The sequence below is a fragment of the Achromobacter sp. D7-1 genome (assembly GCF_059760445.1).
The window spans coordinates 75,942-96,955 of record NZ_JCBAMT010000007.1; the positions used below are offsets into that span (position 1 = coordinate 75,942).

The window sequence follows — 21,014 nt, forward strand, 5'->3', positions numbered from 1 at the left end:
GGTTTTGGCCATCAGGTCTTCGAAAAATCCGCGCGCTCCAGGATGAAGCTGGTCGCCACGCCGAACACCACGCCCCAGAACGGCGCGCCAATGCCAAGCAGGGGCAGGCCGCCGAGGGTCACCAGGAAGGCGACCAGGGCGCCCAGCGTGAAGTGCTGGCGGAAGGCGGTATGGAACGCGCCTTGCAGGATGCGCAAGAGCGCCAGCCCCGCCAGCGTGGCCACGAAGGCGGCGGGCGTGGCCAGCAGCGCCTGCGTGACCAGCGGCGAAAAGAGTCCGAACACGATCACCATCACACCCAGGAAGATCGCGGCAAGCCAGTGCCGCGACGCGTCGGCGCCGGAGGCGATGATGGCGTTCGATGGGCCGGCCAGACAGGTCGAGACGCAGCCCAGGCAGGCGGTCAGCGCCGAGAACACGCCGCAGGCGTTGGTGATCGCATTGACCGGCGGACGATGCAGCGAATTCCTCAGCACCGCAATCCCTTGCGCGTTCTGCACCGCGATCACGGTCACGGCCAGAGGCAGCACCAGCTCGAATGCCGCGGCCCAGGAGAATACCGGCGCGTAGAACTGCGGGCTGGCCACCGAGGTCGCCAGCGTGACGTGCTCCAGCTGTGGCGCTCGTCCCATGAACATCAGCACGCCTATTCCCGCGATCAGCGCGCCGATAATGGGCGATAGCCGCTTTTGCACGGCAGGGAAGACCGAGACCAGGAAGAAGGTGGCGGTCATGACGCCCGCGAGCCAGGGATCGGACGCGAACGACTTGATCCAGTCCAGCGCGAAGCTGAGGAAGACGCCGGCGACCATGCCCATGACGATGGGCATGGGGATGCGGTCCATGATGGCGCCGACCCAGCCCGTCAATCCCAGCACCAGCATCAGCGCGGCGGTCAGCAGATAGGCGCCGATGACCTCGGCAAAGGGCAGATGTTGCAGGGCGCTGGCGACCAGCACCGCGCCGGGGATGGTCCAGAGGAAGGCGAGCGGCTGCCGGTAGATGGCGGACATCACGATGGTGAGGATGCCATTGAGCACGAATGCGGCAAAGATCCACGAAGCCAGGGTCGCCTGGCTGAGGCCTCCCTTCACGCCCGCGCTCAGGATGATGGCCACCGGCGCGGATGCGGAGAACAGGAAGGCGACGAAAGCGTTCGTCAGCTCGGTTGCCGGGAATGACGATGGAGCGGCTGGAATCGTGTCTGGGTGGGCCATGGACTTATCTCATTAATGAGTGAAGCATCTTGCCGGGCACCGACACAATACAGGAAATGTCGCCCTATGAGCCGCGGGCTGGCCGGGCCGGAGTGGCCGGCGGGCTGTCAGGCGGGATGGGTTGGTAGCCCACGCCGCGCAGCACGAAGTCGACCACCGTTTCGGCATAGCTCGCGCAGTTTTTCTGAAGCAATTCCATTTTGTCGTCTGGGGTGTACAGGAAGTGATTCAGCAGCGCGCCGGCGACCAGATCGAGCACCAGGGCAGGGGAGACGTCTTTCGGGATTTCATTGCGCGCCATCGCCTGCACGATGATCTTGCGTCCGTGTTCCCGGCTATGGCGTTCCCAGCCTGCCAGCGATCTGCCCAGTACTTCCGGAAAGAGCTTTGCCTCGATATGGACCCGGGCGACGATGAGCCCGTAGCCCTGCGCATAGAATCGCAGGATGGCGACCGCCAGGTGGACCAGATCTCCGCGCAGGGATCCGGTATTGCCGAAATCCGGAAACGGGGTGGACAGGTCTTGCAAGGTGTCCGCGATCAAGGCTTCCTTGTTGGGCCAGCGCTTGTAGATCGCGGCTTTACCGACTTTAGCCGCGCGCGCAACGCCATCTATGGTCAGCCCGGCCCAGCCTAGCTCTGTATAGAGCGCGCGCGTTGCGGCAAAGACCCGGGGCTCGAGCGTGGGATCTATCGGACGGCCGCGGCCAGGTGTAGACGGATTCAGAATTCTGCCCTCGGAGACGAAGCGGATGGCGAGCAGGGCTCGCCATAAAGCAAAACGGAGCATGTCGCCATCGCGCATGCTCCTTCGGGGGACTGACCGCTCAGATGCCTGGCGTAAATCCGCGTGCGGGGATCAGGGCCGGTTGGCGGATAGCACCAGACTGGTCGATGCCGCAAAAAACAGCCCCACGCCCTGAACGAAACTAAGCTGCGCGTCTTCGACTTGAGCATCGGCGCAGCCCCGCAACTGGCGTACTGCTTCCTGAATGGCAAACATGCCGTACATGCCCGTGTGAGTGTAGCAGAGCCCCCCTCCATTGGTGTTCATGGGCAGCCTGCCGGACGGCAGCGTATTGCCCTCGGCAATGAAGGCGCCGGACTCGCCTTTGCCCACGAATCCGATATCTTCGAGCATGTATAGCGGCAAGTGCGCGAACGCGTCGTAGCACATCAGATGGTCCACATCGTCATGGCTGATTCCGCTGGTTTCGAACGCCTCTTTGGAAGATCGGCGGAAGGACTGGAACGAACTGACGTCTTCCATTTGCGATACCAGCCGTGATTCGGCGGATTCGCCGGAGCCCAGCAAGAAGACCGCGCGGTCCGCCGAAGGCAGGTCCGCGGCCCGCTCGGCGCTGGTCAATACCAGGGCGCCGCCGCCGTCCGTGACGACGCAACACATGTCGCGCGTGAACGGGTAAGCGATGACAGGCGCGGACAACACTTCATCGGCCGTGACGATTTCTCGGCGCAAGGCGCGGGAGTTGCGGCTGGCCCATTTTCGCTGCGCGACCACGACTTCCGCGAGATCCCGCGGCCCCATGTCCCGGTCATGCAAGAACCGCAAGGCGGGCACGGTAAAGGTCGAGTATGGCGCCACGGCGCCGTATGGCGCTTCGAATTGTCCTTCCGCTGCCGCCGCGTTGATGGTCCAGGCGGGCGCCCCGACTCGTGAACGGCCGGACTCGCCATGCGTGATGAGGACCACGTTCGCGGCGCCCGAAGCGATGGCGGCCGCGGCGTGTCGCACATGGGAAAGGAAGCTGCATCCGCCGACCATCGTGCCATCGATCCATCTGGGGGTGATCCCCAAATAGTGCGAAACCTCCATCGGCATCAGCCCTGCGGTGGCGATGCCGTCTACGTCCGAGGGTGACAAGCCAGCATCGCGCAGGGCGTTTCTGGCGGCTTCGGCGTGAAGCGCGATCACGGATTTGGAGGGAACGATGCCAATCTCATCGGTTTCGGCGGCGCCCACGATGACCACGTTGCCGCCATGCATGTTTTTTTCGCTCATTTGCTGATTCCCTCGGGCTGAAACACGGGCAGCGATATGCCATCGCGCTGCACAAAGTCGACGATCAGGTCCATGTCCAATGCCAGGTTTTCCGGTGTGGGCGCGATGCCCACGATGTTGGTCATCATGCGAGGGCCTTCGGCCAGCTGGACCAGGGCGATGACGGGCGATGCGCCCTCATTGCCCGGGATGGGCCGGTGGTTGATCACATAGGAGATCAGCTTTGCTTTTCCGGAAACCTGCTTCCACCTGACCTGATCGGAAAGGCAATGCCGGCAGAAAATCCCCGGATAGAAGTAGAACTGGCCGCAATCATTGCAATGCTGAATTTCGAGCCGGCCTTGTTTTGCCGCGTTCCAGTATGGAAGGGTGTCTGGTGTAGGTATGGGCTTCATGAATGTCGTTTCGGTTTGATTGACGATGGCGTTGCGTTGACTTGCTATTGATCTCTGCAATTTCCGTGCTACGATTTACGGACGAAATAAGTCTGAAAATAATAGTGCTGGCGTACGGGCGTGTCAACAGTCCTGAAGGCAGGGGATTGGCGGTCTGCGGCGTCCGCCCGTACCAGAGCGAAAACTTTTTCCACGGAGATGCGCTATGGCTGAGCCGACTGATATCGGGACGATCCTGTCGCGGGGAACTGCGACGGCGGAGATGGGGCGGTTGAAATTTTTCTCAAAAGCAATCGGAGAGAACAATCCGATCTACTTTGAAGAGTCCGCGGCGCTTGCCGCCGGCTACAGAGGTATTCCGATTCCGCCGACCTTCCTGTTTTGCCTAAATGGAGAGGCCGCGGCCTCCAGCAATACCATGTCGCGCTTGCAACTCGATCTGGCGCGCGTTCTGCATGCCGAGCAGGCTTTCACCTATAAAAAAATGGCCTATGCCGGAGACGTCCTGCAGTTTGAAACCAAGGTGGCCGACGTATACGACAAGAAAGACGGCCAGCTTCATTTTGTCGTCTTGGAAACTGCCGTGAGCGACGTCAATGGGGACGCGGTGGCGCAGCTTCGCAGCACAATCGTCGAGCGTAGAAACGGATAAGGAGAATACCCATGCAAAGAATTGATTTTTCTGCCATCTCGGTCGGAGATGAGATCGCGCTGACGGATATACCGGCCATCACCCGGACCACCTTGGCGCTGTACTGCGGCGCATCCGGCGACCATAACCCGATTCATGTGGATATCGATTTCGCCAGAAAGGCAAAAATGCAGGACGTATTCGCGCACGGCATGCTTTCGGCCGCATATCTGGGAAGGTTGCTGACCAAGCTGGTACCGCAGGAAGACATCCGCAGCATGTCAGTGAGATTTACGGGAATTACGAACGTGGGCGACAAGCCTCATTGCGTCGGGCGCGTGATTGAAAAGTCCACCGCGCAGGGGGATAAGCTCGTCAAGCTAAGCCTGGGCTGCGCGGACCAGAACGGTGCGCAGAAGGTGATTGGCGAGGCGGTAGTGGCGGCCTATTGACGCCACAATGTCGTCCCCAAGGCAACGCGCCGCTCGCGTGCGAACTCGTTCGCCCGTCTCTCGAAACCGGACAATTTGCCTAGCCGCTTGACCTCAAAGAACCGCAATATTATTATTTACGGACAAAAAACGTCCGTAAAAAAATGCGCCAAATTCCGGATGAAAGAGACCGAGTTTGCACAGCAAATCATTGGAGGAAGACCCATGCACGGCAAAGGACCCGAATCGAAAGGTTTCTACAGCCTCGCCAGCAGGCATCCCGAGCGCATTGCGTACATCGAGGCGGACGGAACGACGACGACCTTTGGCAAGTTGCTGGACGAGGTCAACAGACTGTCGAATGGACTTCGCGCGCGAGGTCTGCGTAGGGGGGACGCGGTCGCCGTGCTTCTAAAGAACTGTCAAGCTTATTTCGAGCTTGCATTGGCCACGGGGCAGCTCGGGCTGTACATGGTGCCGATCAATTGGCACCTCACTGCCGAGGAGATCGTCTACATCTTGCGCGATAGCGACTCAAAGATGCTGATCGCGTCAAATGAGTTCGCGCCCGGTCTTGCCTCCGCCGAATTGCCAGCGATGCGCTTCAGCATCGAGGGAGCAGAGGGTGGCTGGGGCGGATTCGACGAATTGAAGGCGGACAGCCGCGTCCCCGATCAACGCAGCGCGGGCTCGTGGATGGGCTACACATCCGGGACTACCGGCAGGCCCAAGGGCGTGAAGCGCAAGCTCGCGGACAAGAGCCCCGAGGATGTCATCGACAACCTCCCGGACGCGCTCGATCTCTTTGGCGTTTCTCATGACCCTGGTTGTCACCTGGTGTTCTCGCCCCTCTATCATTCGGCGCCTGCCGCATGGGCGATGATGTCCCTGCATCGCGGCCATACGATAGTTTGCCGCAACAAGTTCGATGCCGAACTGGCATTGCGGGATATCGAAAAATATCGGGTATCTACCGTGCACATGGTGCCGACCCATTTTGTCAGATTGCTGCGGCTGGAAAACCGCAAGAAATACGATGTTTCAAGCTTGAAGTGCGTGGTGCATGCCGGCGCGCCTTGCCCGATCGATGTCAAGTTCAAGATGATGGAATGGCTCGGGCCAAAAATCTGGGAATACCTCGGTTCGACCGAGGCTGGCATGTACTCGATGGTGGGCCCGGAGGAATGGCTGAGCAAGCCAGGAACGGTGGGCCGGGCCGCACCTGGAACGGTGCTCAGGATCGTCGATGAGAATGGGCAGGAACTGCCCGCGGGCGAAGTAGGCATGATCTATGCGCGTAGCGCGATGACCGATTATTCCTATCACAACGACGAAGAAAAGACCCGGTCGACCCGTCTTGACGATGGCTACGCGACCGCTGGCGACATCGGCACCATCGATGAGGATGGCTTCTTGTTCATTCTCGACCGCCGCAACGATCTGATCCTGTCAGGCGGTGTGAACATTTATCCCGCTGAAATCGAAGGCCGCCTGATTACCCACGGATCGGTGAAGGATGTTGCGGTCATTGGAGTCAGCGACCCCGAATGGGGGCAGAGCGTCCTGGCGGTGATACAGCCTGCCGACGCAGGCAGCGACCGGGCAGCCTTGGTTCAAGAACTCCGGGCCTACGCGGCCGAAACCCTGGCCGGCTACAAGTGCCCGGGCAGGTATGAATTTCTTGATGAGCTACCCCGCACGGAAGCGGGGAAGCTGCAGAGGAATGTTCTCAGGGATCGTTACAACACATCCAAAATGGAGATTTGAGCATGGGTATCCTGAAAGGCCGTACCGCGATCATCACGGGAGCAGGACAGGGAATTGGCGCTGCCATCGCGCTCGCCTTCGCGCGAGAGGGCGCGAATCTGGTCATTAACGATTTGGGTACCGGCCCGGACGGCACTGGCGGCGACAACGGCCCGGTGCATCGCGTCGCCGAGTAGATCAACGATCTGAAAGGCAGCGCCGTTGCCGACGCCGGTGACATTGCCGACGTGGCAACCGGGCGGCGGCTGGTCGAGACGGCGGTGGCGAAATTCGGCAAGCTCGATATCGTCGTCAACGTTGCGGGCATCTTGCGCGATCGAATGATCTTCAACATGACCGAGGCGGATTGGGATGCCGTCGTCCGCGTACACCTGAAGGGGCATTTCAGCACCGTCCAGCCGGCGGCGGCCTATTTCCGCCAGCAGCGCAACCCGAACGGGAACTATCGCATCATCAACTTCACCTCGGCTTCGGGCTTGCAAGGGTCTCCCGGGCAAGCGAACTACGCCGCAGCCAAGATGGGGGTGGTGGGCCTGACGTATTCGTTGGCGCAAGGATTGGCGCGATATGGAGTTACGGCGAACGCCATTGCGCCGGTGGCCGCGACCCGGCTGACCGGCACGATTCCCAGCGACAAGAAGGTGGGCGATGTGGACAGTCCCGGAATAGCCGCGCTCATGCCGGAGAACATCGCGCCCATCGTGCTGTATCTTGCCAGCGAACGATCGAGCTGGCTGACTGGCCGCACGCTGTCCGCTGGCGGTTTCGATGTGGGGCTGTACAGCAATCCGGAAGAGATACGCCAGATCAGTTCCTCGAGTCCCTGGCAGTTCGATCAATTGTCTTCCATGCTGGAAAAGTCCTTCAAGCAGGTTGCCGATGGTCTGCCGCCCAGCGTGTTCGCGGCACAGCTTGCCAACGCGTCAGTGGGCTAAAAGCAGCGCCGATTCTTCTGATCTGCGTTCAGCCGAGCTGGCTGAAAACATACACACTATCCGCCGCAACGCCGCGCCTCGGCCTACGCTGTCCCGTTTCGGGAGTCGCACATCACAGGCCGAATTTTCTGCATGGCGTTCGTGGCGGGCGCGGGGTTGATCCAGTTGTGCCCCCGGCTTCCAGGAGCTGGGGCCACATGGTTGTTGGCGGGGGCGTGCCTGCTCGCGCCCGCCGTCGGCATGCGGCTGCGGCACCGCGCCGGGCGCTTGCTCGCGGCCCTGATGCTGGGCCTATGCGCGGGCCTGCTCAATGCCAGCCTGCAAGCGCAATCCAGGCTTGACGATAGGCTGTCGGATGCGCACCAGGACGCCGTGTCGCGCCTGGCGCTGCGCGTCGCGGAGTTGCCGGACGGCGATGTGCGCAGCCAGCGCTTTCTGGCCGAACTGGACGAGCCGGCGCCGCCAGGGATTCCGTCGCGCATCCAGGTCAGCTGGCAGGCGCCGCCCGGCCCGCAGGCCGCGCTACCTGAACTCAAGCCCGGCCAGGTCTGGCGCATGGCGCTGGTGCTGCGGCGTCCCCACGGTCTGCTGAATCCCGCCGGGCCCGATGCGGAAGGGCGCATGTTCGCGCAGGGGATACGCGCGGTGGGCACGGTGCGCGGGCAGCCCAGGCTGCTGGCGGACCGGCCTTGGGCGACACCGGGCATCGCGATAGAGCGGGCGCGCCATCGTGTGCGGGAGGGTTTGCGCGCGGCCCTGGGCGAGCATCGCTACGCGCCGGTGATGATCGCCCTGGCCATCGGCGATCAGGCCGGCGTGGCGCGCGACGACTGGCGATTGTTCAACCGCAGCGGCATCACGCATCTGGTGTCGATCAGCGGCATGCACGTGACCTCGATAGCGGGCATCGCCGGGATGCTGGTGGCGGCACTGTGGCGGCGGGGACGTTGGCGCGGCGCGGGGTTGGCCGAGCACGTGCCCGCGCGCGTGGCGGGCGGGGCGGCGGCCGCGCTGGTCGCGTTGCTGTATTGCCTGCTGGCCGGTTGGGGTGTGCCGGCGCGGCGCACTTTTTTCATGCTGTCGGTGGTGCTGGCGGCGGCGGTGTCGCGCCTGCCGCTGTCGGCCGGCCGGGTACTGGCGTGCGCCGCCGCTGTGGTGGTGGCGCTGGATCCTTGGGCGCCGGTCTCGGCGGGATTCTGGCTGTCGTTCGGCGCGGTGGCGGTGCTGTTGCGTATCGCGGATGCGCCGGTGGACCACGAGGCCGGCTGGCGCCGGCGCTGCGTGGCCAGATTGGCGCAGGCGACGCGCTTGCAGTTGATGGTGACCGTAGGCCTGACGCCGCTGTTGGCCTTCCTGGTGCACCAGGTGTCGCTGGGTTCGCCGCTGGCCAATGCGGTGGCCATTCCCGTCGTGACCTTCGTCGTGACGCCGCTGGCCTTGCTGTGCGCAGCCTTGTCGGTGCTGCCGGGCGCACAGGCGCTGGCCGCGTTCGCGGGTCAATGGGGCTTGCTGGCGTTCGACCTGATCATGGCGCCCGTGTCCTGGGTGGGCAACGCCGCCTGGGCCAGCGTGCCGGTCGCGGCGGCGCCATGGCCCTGGCTGCTGCTGGCGGTGGCTGGGATGGCATGGGCGCTGCAGGTACGCGGATGGCTGGGCAGGCATTTGGGGTGGATCTGCATGCTGCCGCTGCTGTTCTGGCGGCCCGACCGGCCCGAGCCGGGCCATTGGCGCATGAGCGCGATGGACGTGGGGCAGGGCAGCGCCATCCTGGTGGAGACCGCCAACCAAACCCTGCTGTTCGACGCGGGCCCACGCCACTACGGCGGCAGCGACGCGGGCGAGCGCGTGGTGGCGCCATTCCTGCTGGCGCGCGGTATCCGGCAGCTGGACGTGCTGGTCCTGTCGCACGCCGACCTGGATCACGTGGGTGGCTTGCGCGCTGTGCTGGCGGCGGTTCCGGCATTACGCGGCTTTGCCTCGTTCGATGTGGCCGCGTTCCTGCGCCGCGACATCGGGTTGTGGCCGGACGCGGGCAGCATTGCACCGCCCTTGCCTGACGACATGGGGCGCTGCCGGCGCGGCCAGGGCTGGGAGGCGGACAGCGTGGCGTTCACCTTCCTGAATCCGGTGGATGCCGGCGGCAAGGGCGGGCAGGGCCGCAATGCCGATAGCTGCGTGCTGTTGGTGCAGGGGAAGTCTCATGCGATGTTGCTGACGGGCGATGTGAGCGTGGCGCAGGAAAGCGCGCTGGTCCAGGCTTTGCCGCCGGTGGACGTGGTGATGGCGCCGCATCATGGCTCGGCGTCGTCCTCGGGCAGGGACCTGGTGGCCGCCGCGGCCGCCGGCCATGCGATCGCGCAGGCGGGACACCTGAACCGCTTCCGCCATCCGGCCCGCGCGGTGGAGCTGCGATGGACACGGACTGGCGCCGCCTTTTGGCGCAGCGACCGCGATGGCGCGGTGATGGCGAGCTCAGGTCCCGAGGGCCTGGAGGTTTGGGCTGAGCGGGAGCGCGGGCGGCGGTACTGGCATGGCCCCTGAGGCCGCCCGCGACGCTTAGTTGGCGCCGAGCAAGTTCGCGCTCTTGACCAGCGAGGACACCCGTTCCGAGTCGCGCTTGAGCAGATCGGCGAAAGCAAGGGGGCCGCGTTCTTGCGTAGCCGGAGCCTGCGCCGCCAGTTGTTCCAGACGCGTCTTGAACTCGGGCGTGTCGATGGCCTGGGACAGGGCGGCGGACAGCTTGTCGACGACGGGCTGGGGAGTGCCTGCGGGCGCGACCAGGCCGTTCCAGATCGCCAGGTCGAACTCGGGCAGGCCGCCCTCGGCAAAGGTGGGAATGTCCGGACTCTGCGCCAGACGGGCGGATCCGGTGACGGCGATGGCCTTGACGCGCTTGTCCTGGTGCAGGGGCAGCATGGTCACGGTCTGGTCGATGACGCCGTCTATCATCCCGCTCATCAGGTCGGTCAATGCGGGACCCGTGCCGCGATAGGGAATGAGTTCGCCGCGCGCATTGGCGAAGTGCAGGAACATGGCCTCTGCCAGATGCGCGGTGCTGCCGGGACCGCTGGAACCCAGGTTGAGCTTGACGGCGTTCGTGTCGCGGATGCGCTTGAGCATGGCGGGCAGGTCCTGGATGCCGCTCTTGTTGCTGACCGACAGCACCATCGGCACGGTAGCGACGATGCCGATGGGCGCCAGTTCCTTTTGCGGATCGTAATTGGCCTTGGGATGCAGGTGCGGCAGGATCGCCAGCGACATGTTGTTGAAGGCCAGGGTGTAGCCGTCAGGCGAACTCTTTTGCAGCTTCTGCATGCCGATAAGGCCACCGGCTCCGCCGGAGTTCTCGACCACCACGGTCTGGCCCAGCTGCTTGGAAAGGGAGGTAGCCACCAGACGGCCCAGCGTATCGCTGGTGCCGCCCGGCGCGAAGGGCACGATGACCGTGATGGAACGGCTGGGATAGTCCTGGGCCGCCGCGGGGGCGGCAAGCGATACCGCGGTCAGCGCGGCGCACAGGATGGGGGTGATGCGTAGCATGGGGTGTCTCCTCGTCATTGCTTTTGTGTGTGTGGATGCGTACGCCGCTCAGCGGGACAGCGCGCGGCAGACGGCCTGGGTCATGTCGGTGCAGCTTGCGGTGCCGCCCAGGTCGCGCGGCACGTGGTCTCCCTTGGCAAGCACCTGTTCGACGGCGAGCTCGATGCGCTGCGCGGCGTCGGTCAACGCGCCATCGGCATGCTTGTCGCCCAGCCAGCGCAACATGAGCGCGCCCGACAGGATGGTGGCCAGCGGGCTGGCAGCATTCTGGCCGGCGATGTCTGGGGCGGAACCGTGGGCGCCCTGGAACAGGCCGTGCGTGTCGCCCAGTTCGGCCGAGGCGGACAGGCCCATGCCGCCGATGGTGGCGGCGCCCAGGTCGGAGATGATGTCGCCGAACATGTTTTCGGCCACGATCACGTCATAGAAGTCCGGCCGTTTGAGCATGTGCACAGTGATGGCGTCGGCATAGGCGTAGTCGATGTCGACGTCGGGGTAGGACGTCGCGACCTCGTCGCAGACGGCGCGGAAAAAGGCGTAGGTGCGCAGGATGTTGGCCTTGTCGCATACCGTGACGCGGCGCTTGCCGTCGCGCGGCGCGCCCTTGCGCTGGCGGGCGAGTTCAAATGAAAAACGCGCCACGCGTTCGATGCCCTTGCGGGTGACGACGATGGTGTCGGTGGCCACTTCGTCGCGCAGCACGATGCCGCCGCCACGGCTGGCGTAGAGACCCTCGGTGTTCTCGCGCACGATCACGTAGTCGATCTGTCCCGGCTGGAAATGCTTGAGCGGCGAGTCGACGCCCTGGTACAGCCGGATGGGACGCACGTTGGCGTACAGGTCCAGCCGGAAGCGCAGGCGCAAGTGGAGGTCGTTGCCGACCTCGGTGCCGTCGGGATAGGTCACGCCGGGCATGCCTGCCGCGCCGTGCAAGATGGCGTCGGCCGCCTTGCAGGCCGCATAGGTGTCGTCGGGCAGCACGTGGCCCGACCTGACGTAGTGGTCGGCGCCGCCGTCGTAGCTGCTGAACGCGAGCAGGCCGGAGCCGCAGGCTTCCTTCAGCACGGTGATCGCCGACTGGCAGACCTCCGGACCGATGCCATCGCCGTCGATGGTCGCAATTTCATATTTAGCCATGTCTGGCTATCTCCTCGTTTGGGGTTCGAAATGGGAGGGGCGGCCGCGCGCGCGACGCGGCCGCTCGGAGTTACCAGTTGGTCGAGATGTATTTCGCTTCCATGAATTCCAGCAGGCCGTGGTGCGCGCCTTCGCGGCCCAGGCCGCTTTGCTTGACGCCGCCGAAGGGCGCTGCCGGATCCGACACCAGGCCCCGGTTCAGGGCGATCATGCCGCTTTCGATGCTCTCGGATACCCGCAGGCCGCGGGCCAGGTCACGGGTGTAGACGTAGGCCACCAGGCCGTACTCGGTGGCGTTGGCCAATGCCACTGCTTCGTCTTCGGTATCGAAGGCCACGATGGGCGCCACGGGGCCGAAGATCTCTTCGGTCAGCAGGTCGGCGTCGGCCGGCACGTCCACCAGCACGGTGGGCTCATAGAAATAGCCGGAACGGTCCAGCCGCTTGCCGCCGGCCTTGACGCGCGCGCCCTTGGCCACGGCGTCGTCCACCAGCGAGGCCACCTTGTCCACCGCGCCGGCATTGACCAGGGGGCCGCATTGCGTGTCCGGATTGACGCCGTCGCCGGTTTTCAGCGCCGCCATGCGGGCGGCGAACCTGGCGCTGAACGTCTCGACGACGCCACGCTGCACGTAGAAGCGATTGGCCGCCGTGCAGGCCTCGCCGCCGTTGCGCATCTTGGCGATCATGGCGCCTTCCACGGCGGCGTCGATGTCCGCGTCGTCGAAGACCAGGAACGGCGCGTTGCCGCCCAGCTCCATCGAGCAGCTGATGACCGAGTCCGCGGCCTTGCGCAGCAACACGCGGCCCACTTCCGTCGACCCCGTGAAGGAGAGCTTGCGCACGCGCGGATCGTCCAGCACGGCATTGGCGAACTTGCCCGCCGACGACGTCGTCAACACGTTGACCACGCCCGGAGGCACGCCGGCTTCCTCGAGCAGTCGCATGACGGCATACGCGGTCAAGGGCGTTTCGGTGGCGGGCTTGAGGATGCAGGTGCAGCCTGCCGCGAGTGCGGGCGCGATCTTGCGGGTGGCCATGGCGGCGGGGAAGTTCCACGGCGTGACCAGCAGGGCGATGCCTATGGGCTGGTATTGGACGATGATGCGGCTGGCGCCGCCAGGCGACACGCTGATGTCGCCGTTGATGCGCACCGCTTCCTCGGAGAACCAGCGGAAGAACTCGGCGGCATAGGCGACCTCGCCGCGCGCGTCGGCCAGCGCCTTGCCGTTCTCCATCGAGATCAGGCGGGCCAGGTCGTCGGCGTCGCGCACCATCAGTTCATAGCATTTGCGCAGGATTTCGCCGCGCTGGCGGGCGGGGGTTGCAGCCCAGCCGGCGGCGGCGCGCGCGGCGGCATCCACGGCGGCGGCGGCGTCTTCCAGCGTGGCGTCGGCCACGCTTGCGATCACCTGCTCGGTGGACGGGTCGAACACGTCGATGCGACGTCCCGAGGTGGCGGCGCGCCAGGCGCCGTCGATGTAAAGGTCAGTGGACAGCTTGCTGGCCTCGATGGTCATGTGTCAGCTCCGGATAGGGATGGGGAAGGGGTTATCGGGATGGGCGAAACGAGCCGCGGCCTGCGTGGGCAGCGGCCACGATGGCCGAGATGCCGGTCTGGTCCAGCGGGCGGGGATTGTTCGTGACCAGGCGCGCGGCCAGCATGGATTGCTCGGCGATCCAGTCCAACTGGTCGGCGTGCACGCCCAATCCTTCCAGCGTTGCAGGGATGCCGATGCCCGCGAACAGTTCGTAGACATGGCGGGGCGCGTTGGCAGCGAGGCGTCCGGGATCGGTTTCCGTATCCCCCATCGCCTGCGAGATGGCTGCGTAGTCGGCGGCGCAGGCCGGCGCGTTGAAGTCCATGACGTAGGGCATCAGCGTGGCCACGCCCGCGCCGTGCGCCGTGTGGGTCAGGGCGCCGATGGGGTACTGGATGGCGTGAGCGGCGGCGGTGCCGGCCACGCCGAAAGCCAGGCCCGCGGCCAGCGCCGCGGCCATGACCTGCCCTCTGGCGTGCAGGTCGGCGCCGTTCTCGACCGCCCGAGGCAGATACGACGCGAGCGCGCGGATGGCGACCAGCGCCTGCTGGTCGCTGAAGGCGTTCTTGCCGACGAACACGCGCGTCTGCGCGATGTCGGCGTCGGGGCTGCGCCGGACGGCGGTCAAGGCCTCGATGGCATGGGTCAATGCGTCGGCCCCGGCGATGGCGGTCAGCCCCTTGGGACAAGTCAGGGTCAACTCGGGATCGCAGATGGCGGTGTGGGGTATCAGGTGCGGACTGGATACGCCGACCTTCAGGTCGCGGGCGCTGTCGGCCAGCACGGCCACGGGCGTGACCTCGGAGCCCGTGCCCGAGGTGGTGGGCAGCGCGATCACTGGGATGGTTGGGCCGGGTACCTTGTACTCGCCGTAATAGTCGGACGCTTGTCCGCCGTGCGCCAGCAGCAGGCTGACGAGTTTGGCCATATCCAGGCAACTGCCGCCGCCCAGCCCGACAATGGCATCAGGCTGGAAGGCGCGGTGCGCGGCCACGCATTCGTAGACGCCTTCGACCGGCAGGTCGGGCTGGGTGCGGTCGTACACCTGGACGCGCACGCCCGCGGTTTCCAGCGACGCCAGCAGTGCGGACATTTCGGCCGTGCCGGCAAAACGCTCGTCGGTGCAAATCAGCACGCGTTGGCCCAGGGCGGCCGCGACGCGGCCCAATGCCAGGCGCTGGCCGTTGCCGAACAAGACAGCGCGCGGCGCGCGCATGATTCCAAACAAATCAGTCATTGTGGATCCTTGAGGGAAGTCGTAGTGCGTTCAGGCGGCGCATTGCGCCAGATCGAGAATGCGGTGCCAGACCTCGTCGGCCAGCTCGATGCCGGTGTCCAGGCGTTGCCGGCGTTCTGCGCGAGCCCGGTCTCCCGGTACCGCGACGGGCCGCTCAGGCTGCAGGGCGGGGCATGCGCGGATTTCATCCAGGTAGCGGGTGATGCGGTCGGCGACCGCGCCCGACCCCGCCTCGACCACAATGAAGACGTCGCCCTTGTTGCAAACCTCGGTGGAATCCAGCGTGCCCTTGACCGCCGTGCCGAGCGCGGATGTGGTCAGGCTGGCCACCAGCAGTTCAAACGCCAGCCCCAGCGCGTAGCCCTTGGCTTCGCCAAAGGGCGCCAGTGCGCCTGCCTTGGCGGCCGTGGCGTCCGTGGTGGGATTGCCCGCGCCGTCCAGCGCCCATCCCGGGTCCAGCGGCCGGCCATGGTTGGCGTAGTCGTGGATTTTGCCCATGGCGACCTGGCTGGTGGCCATGTCCAGCACGAAGGGTTCGTCCTCGGTAGGCACGCCGATCGCGATGGGATTGGTGCCGATCAGGGCGCGGCGGCCGCCCCAGGGATGTACCAGGGCTTCGCTGGTCGACAGGGCCAGCAGGATCTGGCCTGCACGGGCCACCTGTTCCGCATACAACGCCAGCATGCCGATGTGGTTGTTGTTGCTGACCGCCGCGATCGCGATACCCGTGTCGCGGGCGCGGTCGCAGATCTGGTCAAGGGCCGCCAACGCGATGACCGGGCCCAGGCCTCGTTCGCCATCCATGTCCAGGAAGGCGGGGGAGCGCCAAACGGCGGCGCCGCGGGTTTTCGGGTCGGCCACGCCGTTGTGGATCCGTTCGATGATGCGCGGAAGCCGTAGCAGGCCGTGGGAAGCCCGGCCTCGCAATTCGGCTTCAAGCAGCAGGTTGGTCTGTGTCGCGGCGTGGCTCGTGGGGGTCCCCGCCAGTTCCAGCGCGCGCATGCAAGCCAGCCTTGCCTCCCCCGTTTTTATCGTTGTCGTCATAGTCTCGTTAAGTTGTTAAATCCGATCGGATCCGAAATACGATCTGATTTATGCTAACCTCGTAACAAATTGGACGTCAACACATTGTTGGCAAACCTGGGTGAAACAACGATGACGACTCTCTCTCTCGGTTCCGGAGCCGCGCCATCAAACGCGTCGGCGAGCGGCCAGCGCCTGGGCGAGCGCGTGCGCTCCTTGGGCGATGAGGTCTATGAGACGCTGCTGTCGCAGCTCATTTCCTTGAAGATCGCGCCCGGCATGCGTATCGCGGTCGATGCGCTGGTGCGCGAATTGGGCGTGTCGCAGACGCCAATACGCGCTGCGCTGATCCGGCTTGAAACGGAAGGCCTCGTCGTCAAGACCCACCACGTGGGATACAGTGCGGCGCCCATGCCCACGCGCCGGCGCTTCGAGCAGATGTATGAACTGCGCCTGCAACTGGAGCCGTTCGGGGCGAGCCTGGCCGCGCAGCACATGACGGACGCGGCGCGCCAGGAATTGGCCGCGCTGTCTGCTGCGATGAGCGCCCCAAGCGCCGACGACGCGCGCGTGGCCTACGGCAAGTTCGCCGTGCTGGACGCGCAGTTCCATTCCTGGATTGCGCAGCAGAGCGGCAACGAGCTGCTGGCCGAAGCGCTGGCGCGGCTGTATGCGCATACCCATCTGTTCCGGCTGCGCTTCCACTCGCGGGTCACCGAGGAAGCCGTGACTGAACACGCGCGCATCGTGCAGGCGCTGGAGGCGCGTGACGCCGACGGCGCGCAGGCCGCCATGCGCGACCACATCCTGAGATCGCGCGAGCGCATGGCGCCGTTCTTTGAAATGCTGGACTGAGTCGAGGCGTCGGGTTTCGATTCCCGCCGCCGTGCGCTGCGGGAGTCCCTCGGCCAGGGCGGGGCGGGGAGCCCGCCCTATTGCTTGCCCAGGCTGATTCCGTCCCGTATCTGGCGGAATGCGGACAGGGCGCCTGGCATGTCGCGGCTCGTCGTGGTGCAGCGCATGGCGACACGCAGCGTGGGGCTGTCCAGCAACGCGTTGTACTCCAGCAGGGGCACGCCATCCGCTCTGCTGCCGGCCGGGGCGAGGTAGTCGATGCCCTTGACGCCCTGCAATTCAAAGCCGCTCCGTTGTCCAGGCGATTCGCCTTGCGCGGCCAGGATGGCTACGGCGGCCGCCAGCCGGGAAGCGGCCGAGAGCGGGGCTTCGGCGCCGGGGTGGGTCTTCAGCGCCTTGCGCGGTGTGCTGAAGCCGACCCCGCACAGATAGCCCGCCGCACCCGCTGCTTGCGGAGTACTGGCGGTGCTGGCGATCTGCACCAGCACGTCGAATTCCTCGGACTTGCCGACCCGCGCGATCTCGTAGGGGGCGGGCACGGTCACGCCGAAGCCGCGCGCCGGGTCGGCGTAGCGGAGCTGCACATCGCGTGTGGGCCGCGAGGGCTGGTCTTCGATCTCGAAACGCACCGGCACCATCAAGATTTCCTTGTCGGCCGGCATGTCGGCGGAAAAGGCCGGCAGCGGACTGGCGCGTTGGATCATGCGGGTGACCGCTATGTCCACGGCGACATGACCCGAGGACCTGGCCAGTTCCACCGCAGCGATCCTGCCGTCCCGCATCACCGTCAGCCGCAGGCGCAGGCTCAGCGAGCCATCCAGACCTTGCGCTTCCTTGGGCATCGACAGGTTGCGATGCAGCTTGCGCATGACGCCGCTGGTCCATTCGGCCCGATCGGCCGGGGCGGCGGCCAGGACGGTGGTGAATGCGCACAGCGTGATGGCGGCGCTTGTCCAAGCGCGCAGCGGCCAGTTCATGTCGGCAAGTCTCCTGGGTAAGCGGCGCCTGGCGGCCGGGCGCAAGGGCGCAGCATAACCCGGGCGCGTTCCGCCTTAGTCCTGCCCTAGCGCCAGCTCGTCGAACAGCAGATCGCCGCCCATCTGCCCGCCCTTGAGCATCAGCTCGATGCCGTCGGTCACTGGGTCGTCGCTGCGCGTCAGGCTGACGGTGACACCGGGCGCCAGCACGCAGCGGAACGCCAGGCCCCACAGGCCCAGGGCCAGGGTGGCCTGGCTGGAGGTGTCGCCTCCGGCAATGCCGATGCGCGACAGGCGCGTGCCGGCTTGCGCGCTGGCGTGCACGATGTCCGCCACCAGTTTGCCGGTGGCGCGCGCGGTGGCGGCGGTCTGATGCGCGCCGAGCGCCTGCGCCGGCCGGTCGGTGTGCGCCAGCACGTTGCGCCCCTGGGCCAGCATGGCCGCGGCTTGCCGGACCTGCTCCGCCGCATAGGCCGGATCCCGCTGCAGCCGTTCCGCTTGCAGCGGCTGGCGCTGGTACTGGCGGCAAGCGTCGATCTGTCTGGCGGTGACGGGTGACAGGCTGCCGGCCACCACCAGCACGGGGCCGCCGGCGACACGCAGCGGCGCGGCCGTGGCGCTTGCGCCGCCTGCCGGGGTGGCGCGGGCCAGCGCTTGCTGCACGCTGCTGGGACCCACGGCCAGCAAGGGCAGGCAGGACGCCGCGCGCCAGATCAGGCGGCCGATGACGGCCAGTTGTTCCTCGTCGACCAGGTCCAGCAGCAGCGGCCCGTCGGTGGTCTCGATGACCTGGTCTACCCAGTCGTCCAGCAGCGGCGCGTCGGCTGCCCGGCGCAGGCGCGGGTAGGCCGTGTGCGGCAAGGAGCGGATGTCCGGCAGGCCTTGGGCCGCCAGATGCAGGCGCAGGTCGGCCTCGTGCATCGGGGTGACGGGATGCGCACGCATGACCGGATGGCGGTCGATGCGGTGGATCTCGGGCGAGGAGCCCGCGCGCGCGAACAGCTGGGCGAAGCTGCAATAGCGGCCGATGCTGGGCTGTCCGCCGACGATGGGCACCAGCGGGTTGGGCATGTGGCGGCGCAGCTCGCGCACGGCGGCGCCGATGCTGCCCACCTGCGGCGCGCTGTCGAAAGTGGAGCAGCACTTGTAGTGCAGCACGCGCACGCCCGCGCCCGCCATGTAGCGGCCCACGACGCGCAGCTCGGCCTGCATTTCCGCCGGCGCCATGCCGCGCGCCGCGCCGGCGATGCCGATGGCGTCCAGCGGGCCGGCGCGGCGCAGCTGTTCCTGGGTCGGCACGCCCAGGAACAGCAGGCTGCGCAGGCCGGCGCGGGCGGTTTCCGCCAGCGTGTCGGTGGCGCCGGTGAAGTCGTCGCCATACCAGCCCAGCCGCGGCCGCGTTTCTTGCCGCGGTTCCAGCGGCATGTCTGTGTGCGCGGTTGCGCTCATGCGCGGTGGCCGAAGCATTCGATGGCGCGCCGCAGTTCGGGCGCATTGCGGGCATAGTCTTCCAGGCGCTCGCCGTCGCGCATGGCCTGCCAGGCCTGACGGATGCTGAGCACGCCTGCGGCGGGGCCGTCGGGGTGGGCCAGGATGCCGCCGCCGGACATGAACAGCAGGTCGTCGCTGCGCACCGCCGCCCAGGTAGCGGGCACGGTGCCAGCCCATTGACCCGATGAAAACGCGGGCATGACGGGGTCATCGATGCCCAGGGTCAGCGAGGCCAGGCAGTCGCGCGCGGATTCGACCACCTCGGCGTCTTCCTGGGAAAATTTGCCTTGCAGGCCGTGCACGTGCATATGGTCCACGCCGGCCAGCCGCCACAGTGTTTGGTAGGCCTGGAAGCCCAGGCCCAGCAAGGGGTGGCGCGACAGCGCGCCGTAGCCGTTGCGGTGGCCGTGCAGCGCCAGCGGGGTGCTGCGGCGCAGGGTCTGGATGGCCGAGTAGCCGCAATGGTTCAGGCTGGCCATGACGCAGGTGCCGCCTTCGCGTTCGATCAGGTCGGCGTGGCGGCGCATGGCGTCGGTCTCGTCGCTGATGTTGAAGGCCACCATGACCTGCCGTCCGGTACGTTCGCGGTGCGCGCGCACTACCGCCATGACGGCGGCGACGCGCTGCGCCAGCGGCGCGTGGGCGGGGTTGGCGCAGACTTCGTCGTCCTTGATGAAGTCCACGCCTGCCGCGCACAGCTGCGCTGCCAGATGCGCGGTCTGTTCGGGCGACAGGCCGACGTTGGGCTTGATGATGGTGCCTACGAGCGGACCGTGCGCCACGCCAGTCAGTTGCCGCGTGCCGGCGATGCCCACGCGCGGCATGTCGAACTGGGCGCGGTAATTGGCCGGCAGTTCCATGCTTTCCAGGCGCAGCCCGGTGACTTCGCCCAGATCGTACAGATTGCCGCCTACGGTGGCGGCCAGCGTAGGCAGGTTGGCGCCGACGTTGGCGACAGGAAAGGCGATGCGCACCCGGGCGCGCCGGTAGAGGCCCGGCATGCCGCCGGGCTGCCGCGCCAGCCAGGCGTTGGGCAGGCTGGGCGCGGCAGCGGATTCCAGCGTTTCGATCGATTCGATGCGCGCGCGGGCGCGGGCGCGCAGTTCGTCGGTTTCGCCCTGCACCCGCGTGAAGGTGCCGCAGGATTGCTCGCCGGCCATGACCTCCGCGACCTGGGTGGGGTCCAGCGGGGTTTCGATCAGGTAGGTGGCGGTAAACGATTGGGAATTCATGGCGGCGGTGGCAGAAAAAGGTCAGATCCGGTTCAGGTCGGGGAAGGGGCGCACGGGATCCTTGCCGTCCCAGTCGCGGGCGCTGTCGCGGATCAGGTCGAACAGGCGGCCCTTGGGGCCGGCGACTTCGGACAGCTCGATCACGGTGCCGGGGTGGTACTCGGTGTCGAAGTAGATGAAGCGGCCTTTCTCGCCGACTTCGCCGCTCATCTTGGGCTTGAAGCCCTGGGCCAGCAGGCGCTCCAGGTCGGCGTCGTAGCTTTCGGTCCAGTAGGCCACGTGCTGCAGCCCGGTGCGGCCGGCCTGCAGGAAGTCGCGGTACATGGAGGGCACGTCGTTGCGGGTCTGGATCAGCTCGACCTGCACGAAGCCGGAGTTGGCCAGCGCCACCGAGTTGTGCGGTTGGTGGCTAGCGCCGTCGTATTGATAGTTCACGATGGGCACGCGCGGGTTGTAGTACCAGGGGCCGACGCCCAGCGTGGCGCTCCAGTAGTCCATGGCGGCTTCGATGTCGTGCACCACATAACCGAGTTGGCGGATTTCGCCCAGGAAACGACTCATGATGGATTCTTTGCGGGAAGAG

Annotated in this window: 18 protein-coding genes and 1 pseudogene; 6 read left to right on the top strand and 13 right to left on the bottom strand. The window is 66.1% G+C overall.

The window, feature by feature from the left end:
- Positions 1–11 precede the first annotated feature (11 nt).
- The 4 genes from AC6LKD_RS05110 to AC6LKD_RS05125 form a co-directional block, all read right to left on the bottom strand.
- The gene (locus tag AC6LKD_RS05110; RefSeq protein WP_013394538.1) at positions 12–1,217 is read right to left on the bottom strand and encodes a benzoate/H(+) symporter BenE family transporter; all 1,206 of its coding nucleotides are present in this window, start codon (positions 1,215–1,217) and stop codon (positions 12–14) included.
- A gap of 64 nt (positions 1,218–1,281) precedes the next feature.
- Entirely contained in the window at positions 1,282–2,022 is a 741-nt protein-coding gene (locus AC6LKD_RS05115; protein ID WP_498115413.1) for a TetR/AcrR family transcriptional regulator, read from the bottom strand.
- A gap of 54 nt (positions 2,023–2,076) precedes the next feature.
- Positions 2,077–3,210 (bottom strand): thiolase C-terminal domain-containing protein, encoded by a 1,134-nt coding sequence (locus AC6LKD_RS05120; protein ID WP_498115415.1) that lies wholly within the window; start codon positions 3,208–3,210, stop codon positions 2,077–2,079.
- A 26-nt stretch (positions 3,211–3,236) separates the two neighbouring features.
- Positions 3,237–3,635, bottom strand: coding sequence for a Zn-ribbon domain-containing OB-fold protein (locus tag AC6LKD_RS05125; protein ID WP_013394535.1), 399 nt, complete (start codon positions 3,633–3,635; stop codon positions 3,237–3,239).
- A 205-nt stretch (positions 3,636–3,840) separates the two neighbouring features.
- Here AC6LKD_RS05125 and AC6LKD_RS05130 point away from each other — a divergent pair, with 205 nt between their 5' ends.
- The 5 genes and pseudogenes from AC6LKD_RS05130 to AC6LKD_RS05150 all read left to right on the top strand — a co-directional run bounded on the left by AC6LKD_RS05130 (position 3,841) and on the right by AC6LKD_RS05150 (position 9,940).
- The gene (locus AC6LKD_RS05130) at positions 3,841–4,287 is read left to right on the top strand and encodes a MaoC family dehydratase N-terminal domain-containing protein (protein ID WP_013394534.1); all 447 of its coding nucleotides are present in this window, start codon (positions 3,841–3,843) and stop codon (positions 4,285–4,287) included.
- 11 nt (positions 4,288–4,298) lie between these two features.
- Positions 4,299–4,718, top strand: coding sequence for a MaoC/PaaZ C-terminal domain-containing protein (locus AC6LKD_RS05135; RefSeq protein ID WP_013394533.1), 420 nt, complete (start codon positions 4,299–4,301; stop codon positions 4,716–4,718).
- An 87-nt stretch (positions 4,719–4,805) separates the two neighbouring features.
- Entirely contained in the window at positions 4,806–6,464 is a 1,659-nt protein-coding gene (locus AC6LKD_RS05140) for an AMP-binding protein (protein ID WP_498115417.1), read from the top strand.
- Positions 6,465–6,466: 2 nt separating this feature from the next.
- Positions 6,467–7,399: pseudogene (locus AC6LKD_RS05145) on the top strand (SDR family NAD(P)-dependent oxidoreductase).
- Between the two features lie 132 nt (positions 7,400–7,531).
- Complete coding sequence (locus AC6LKD_RS05150; protein ID WP_498115419.1) at positions 7,532–9,940, top strand: DNA internalization-related competence protein ComEC/Rec2; 2,409 nt, start codon at positions 7,532–7,534, stop codon at positions 9,938–9,940.
- Positions 9,941–9,955: 15 nt separating this feature from the next.
- Here AC6LKD_RS05150 and AC6LKD_RS05155 read toward each other — a convergent pair whose 3' ends face one another.
- The 5 genes from AC6LKD_RS05155 to AC6LKD_RS05175 all read right to left on the bottom strand — a co-directional run bounded on the left by AC6LKD_RS05155 (position 9,956) and on the right by AC6LKD_RS05175 (position 15,897).
- On the bottom strand, positions 9,956–10,939 hold the full coding sequence (locus tag AC6LKD_RS05155; protein ID WP_492276391.1) for a Bug family tripartite tricarboxylate transporter substrate binding protein: 984 nt from the start codon (positions 10,937–10,939) through the stop codon (positions 9,956–9,958).
- A gap of 48 nt (positions 10,940–10,987) precedes the next feature.
- Positions 10,988–12,076 (bottom strand): isocitrate/isopropylmalate dehydrogenase family protein, encoded by a 1,089-nt coding sequence (locus AC6LKD_RS05160; RefSeq protein ID WP_492276392.1) that lies wholly within the window; start codon positions 12,074–12,076, stop codon positions 10,988–10,990.
- 70 nt (positions 12,077–12,146) lie between these two features.
- Entirely contained in the window at positions 12,147–13,595 is a 1,449-nt protein-coding gene (locus AC6LKD_RS05165; protein WP_492276393.1) for an NAD-dependent succinate-semialdehyde dehydrogenase, read from the bottom strand.
- A gap of 31 nt (positions 13,596–13,626) precedes the next feature.
- Positions 13,627–14,853 (bottom strand): iron-containing alcohol dehydrogenase, encoded by a 1,227-nt coding sequence (locus AC6LKD_RS05170; protein WP_498115421.1) that lies wholly within the window; start codon positions 14,851–14,853, stop codon positions 13,627–13,629.
- 30 nt (positions 14,854–14,883) lie between these two features.
- Complete coding sequence (locus AC6LKD_RS05175; RefSeq protein ID WP_498115423.1) at positions 14,884–15,897, bottom strand: Ldh family oxidoreductase; 1,014 nt, start codon at positions 15,895–15,897, stop codon at positions 14,884–14,886.
- Between the two features lie 111 nt (positions 15,898–16,008).
- Between AC6LKD_RS05175 and AC6LKD_RS05180 the strand changes: the two genes are divergently transcribed.
- A complete protein-coding gene (locus tag AC6LKD_RS05180) occupies positions 16,009–16,731 on the top strand; it encodes a GntR family transcriptional regulator (protein ID WP_207464295.1) in 723 nt (240 codons plus the stop codon).
- A 77-nt stretch (positions 16,732–16,808) separates the two neighbouring features.
- Here AC6LKD_RS05180 and AC6LKD_RS05185 read toward each other — a convergent pair whose 3' ends face one another.
- The 4 genes from AC6LKD_RS05185 to AC6LKD_RS05200 all read right to left on the bottom strand — a co-directional run bounded on the left by AC6LKD_RS05185 (position 16,809) and on the right by AC6LKD_RS05200 (position 20,992).
- Positions 16,809–17,708, bottom strand: coding sequence for a TonB family protein (locus tag AC6LKD_RS05185; protein WP_498115425.1), 900 nt, complete (start codon positions 17,706–17,708; stop codon positions 16,809–16,811).
- 75 nt (positions 17,709–17,783) lie between these two features.
- Complete coding sequence (locus AC6LKD_RS05190; RefSeq protein WP_498115427.1) at positions 17,784–19,157, bottom strand: four-carbon acid sugar kinase family protein; 1,374 nt, start codon at positions 19,155–19,157, stop codon at positions 17,784–17,786.
- Entirely contained in the window at positions 19,154–20,431 is a 1,278-nt protein-coding gene (locus tag AC6LKD_RS05195; RefSeq protein WP_498115429.1) for a ribulose-bisphosphate carboxylase large subunit family protein, read from the bottom strand. The genes AC6LKD_RS05190 and AC6LKD_RS05195 overlap by 4 nt, the downstream gene beginning before the upstream one ends.
- Positions 20,432–20,452: 21 nt before the next feature.
- Positions 20,453–20,992 (bottom strand): VOC family protein, encoded by a 540-nt coding sequence (locus tag AC6LKD_RS05200; RefSeq protein ID WP_013394502.1) that lies wholly within the window; start codon positions 20,990–20,992, stop codon positions 20,453–20,455.
- Positions 20,993–21,014 lie beyond the last annotated feature (22 nt).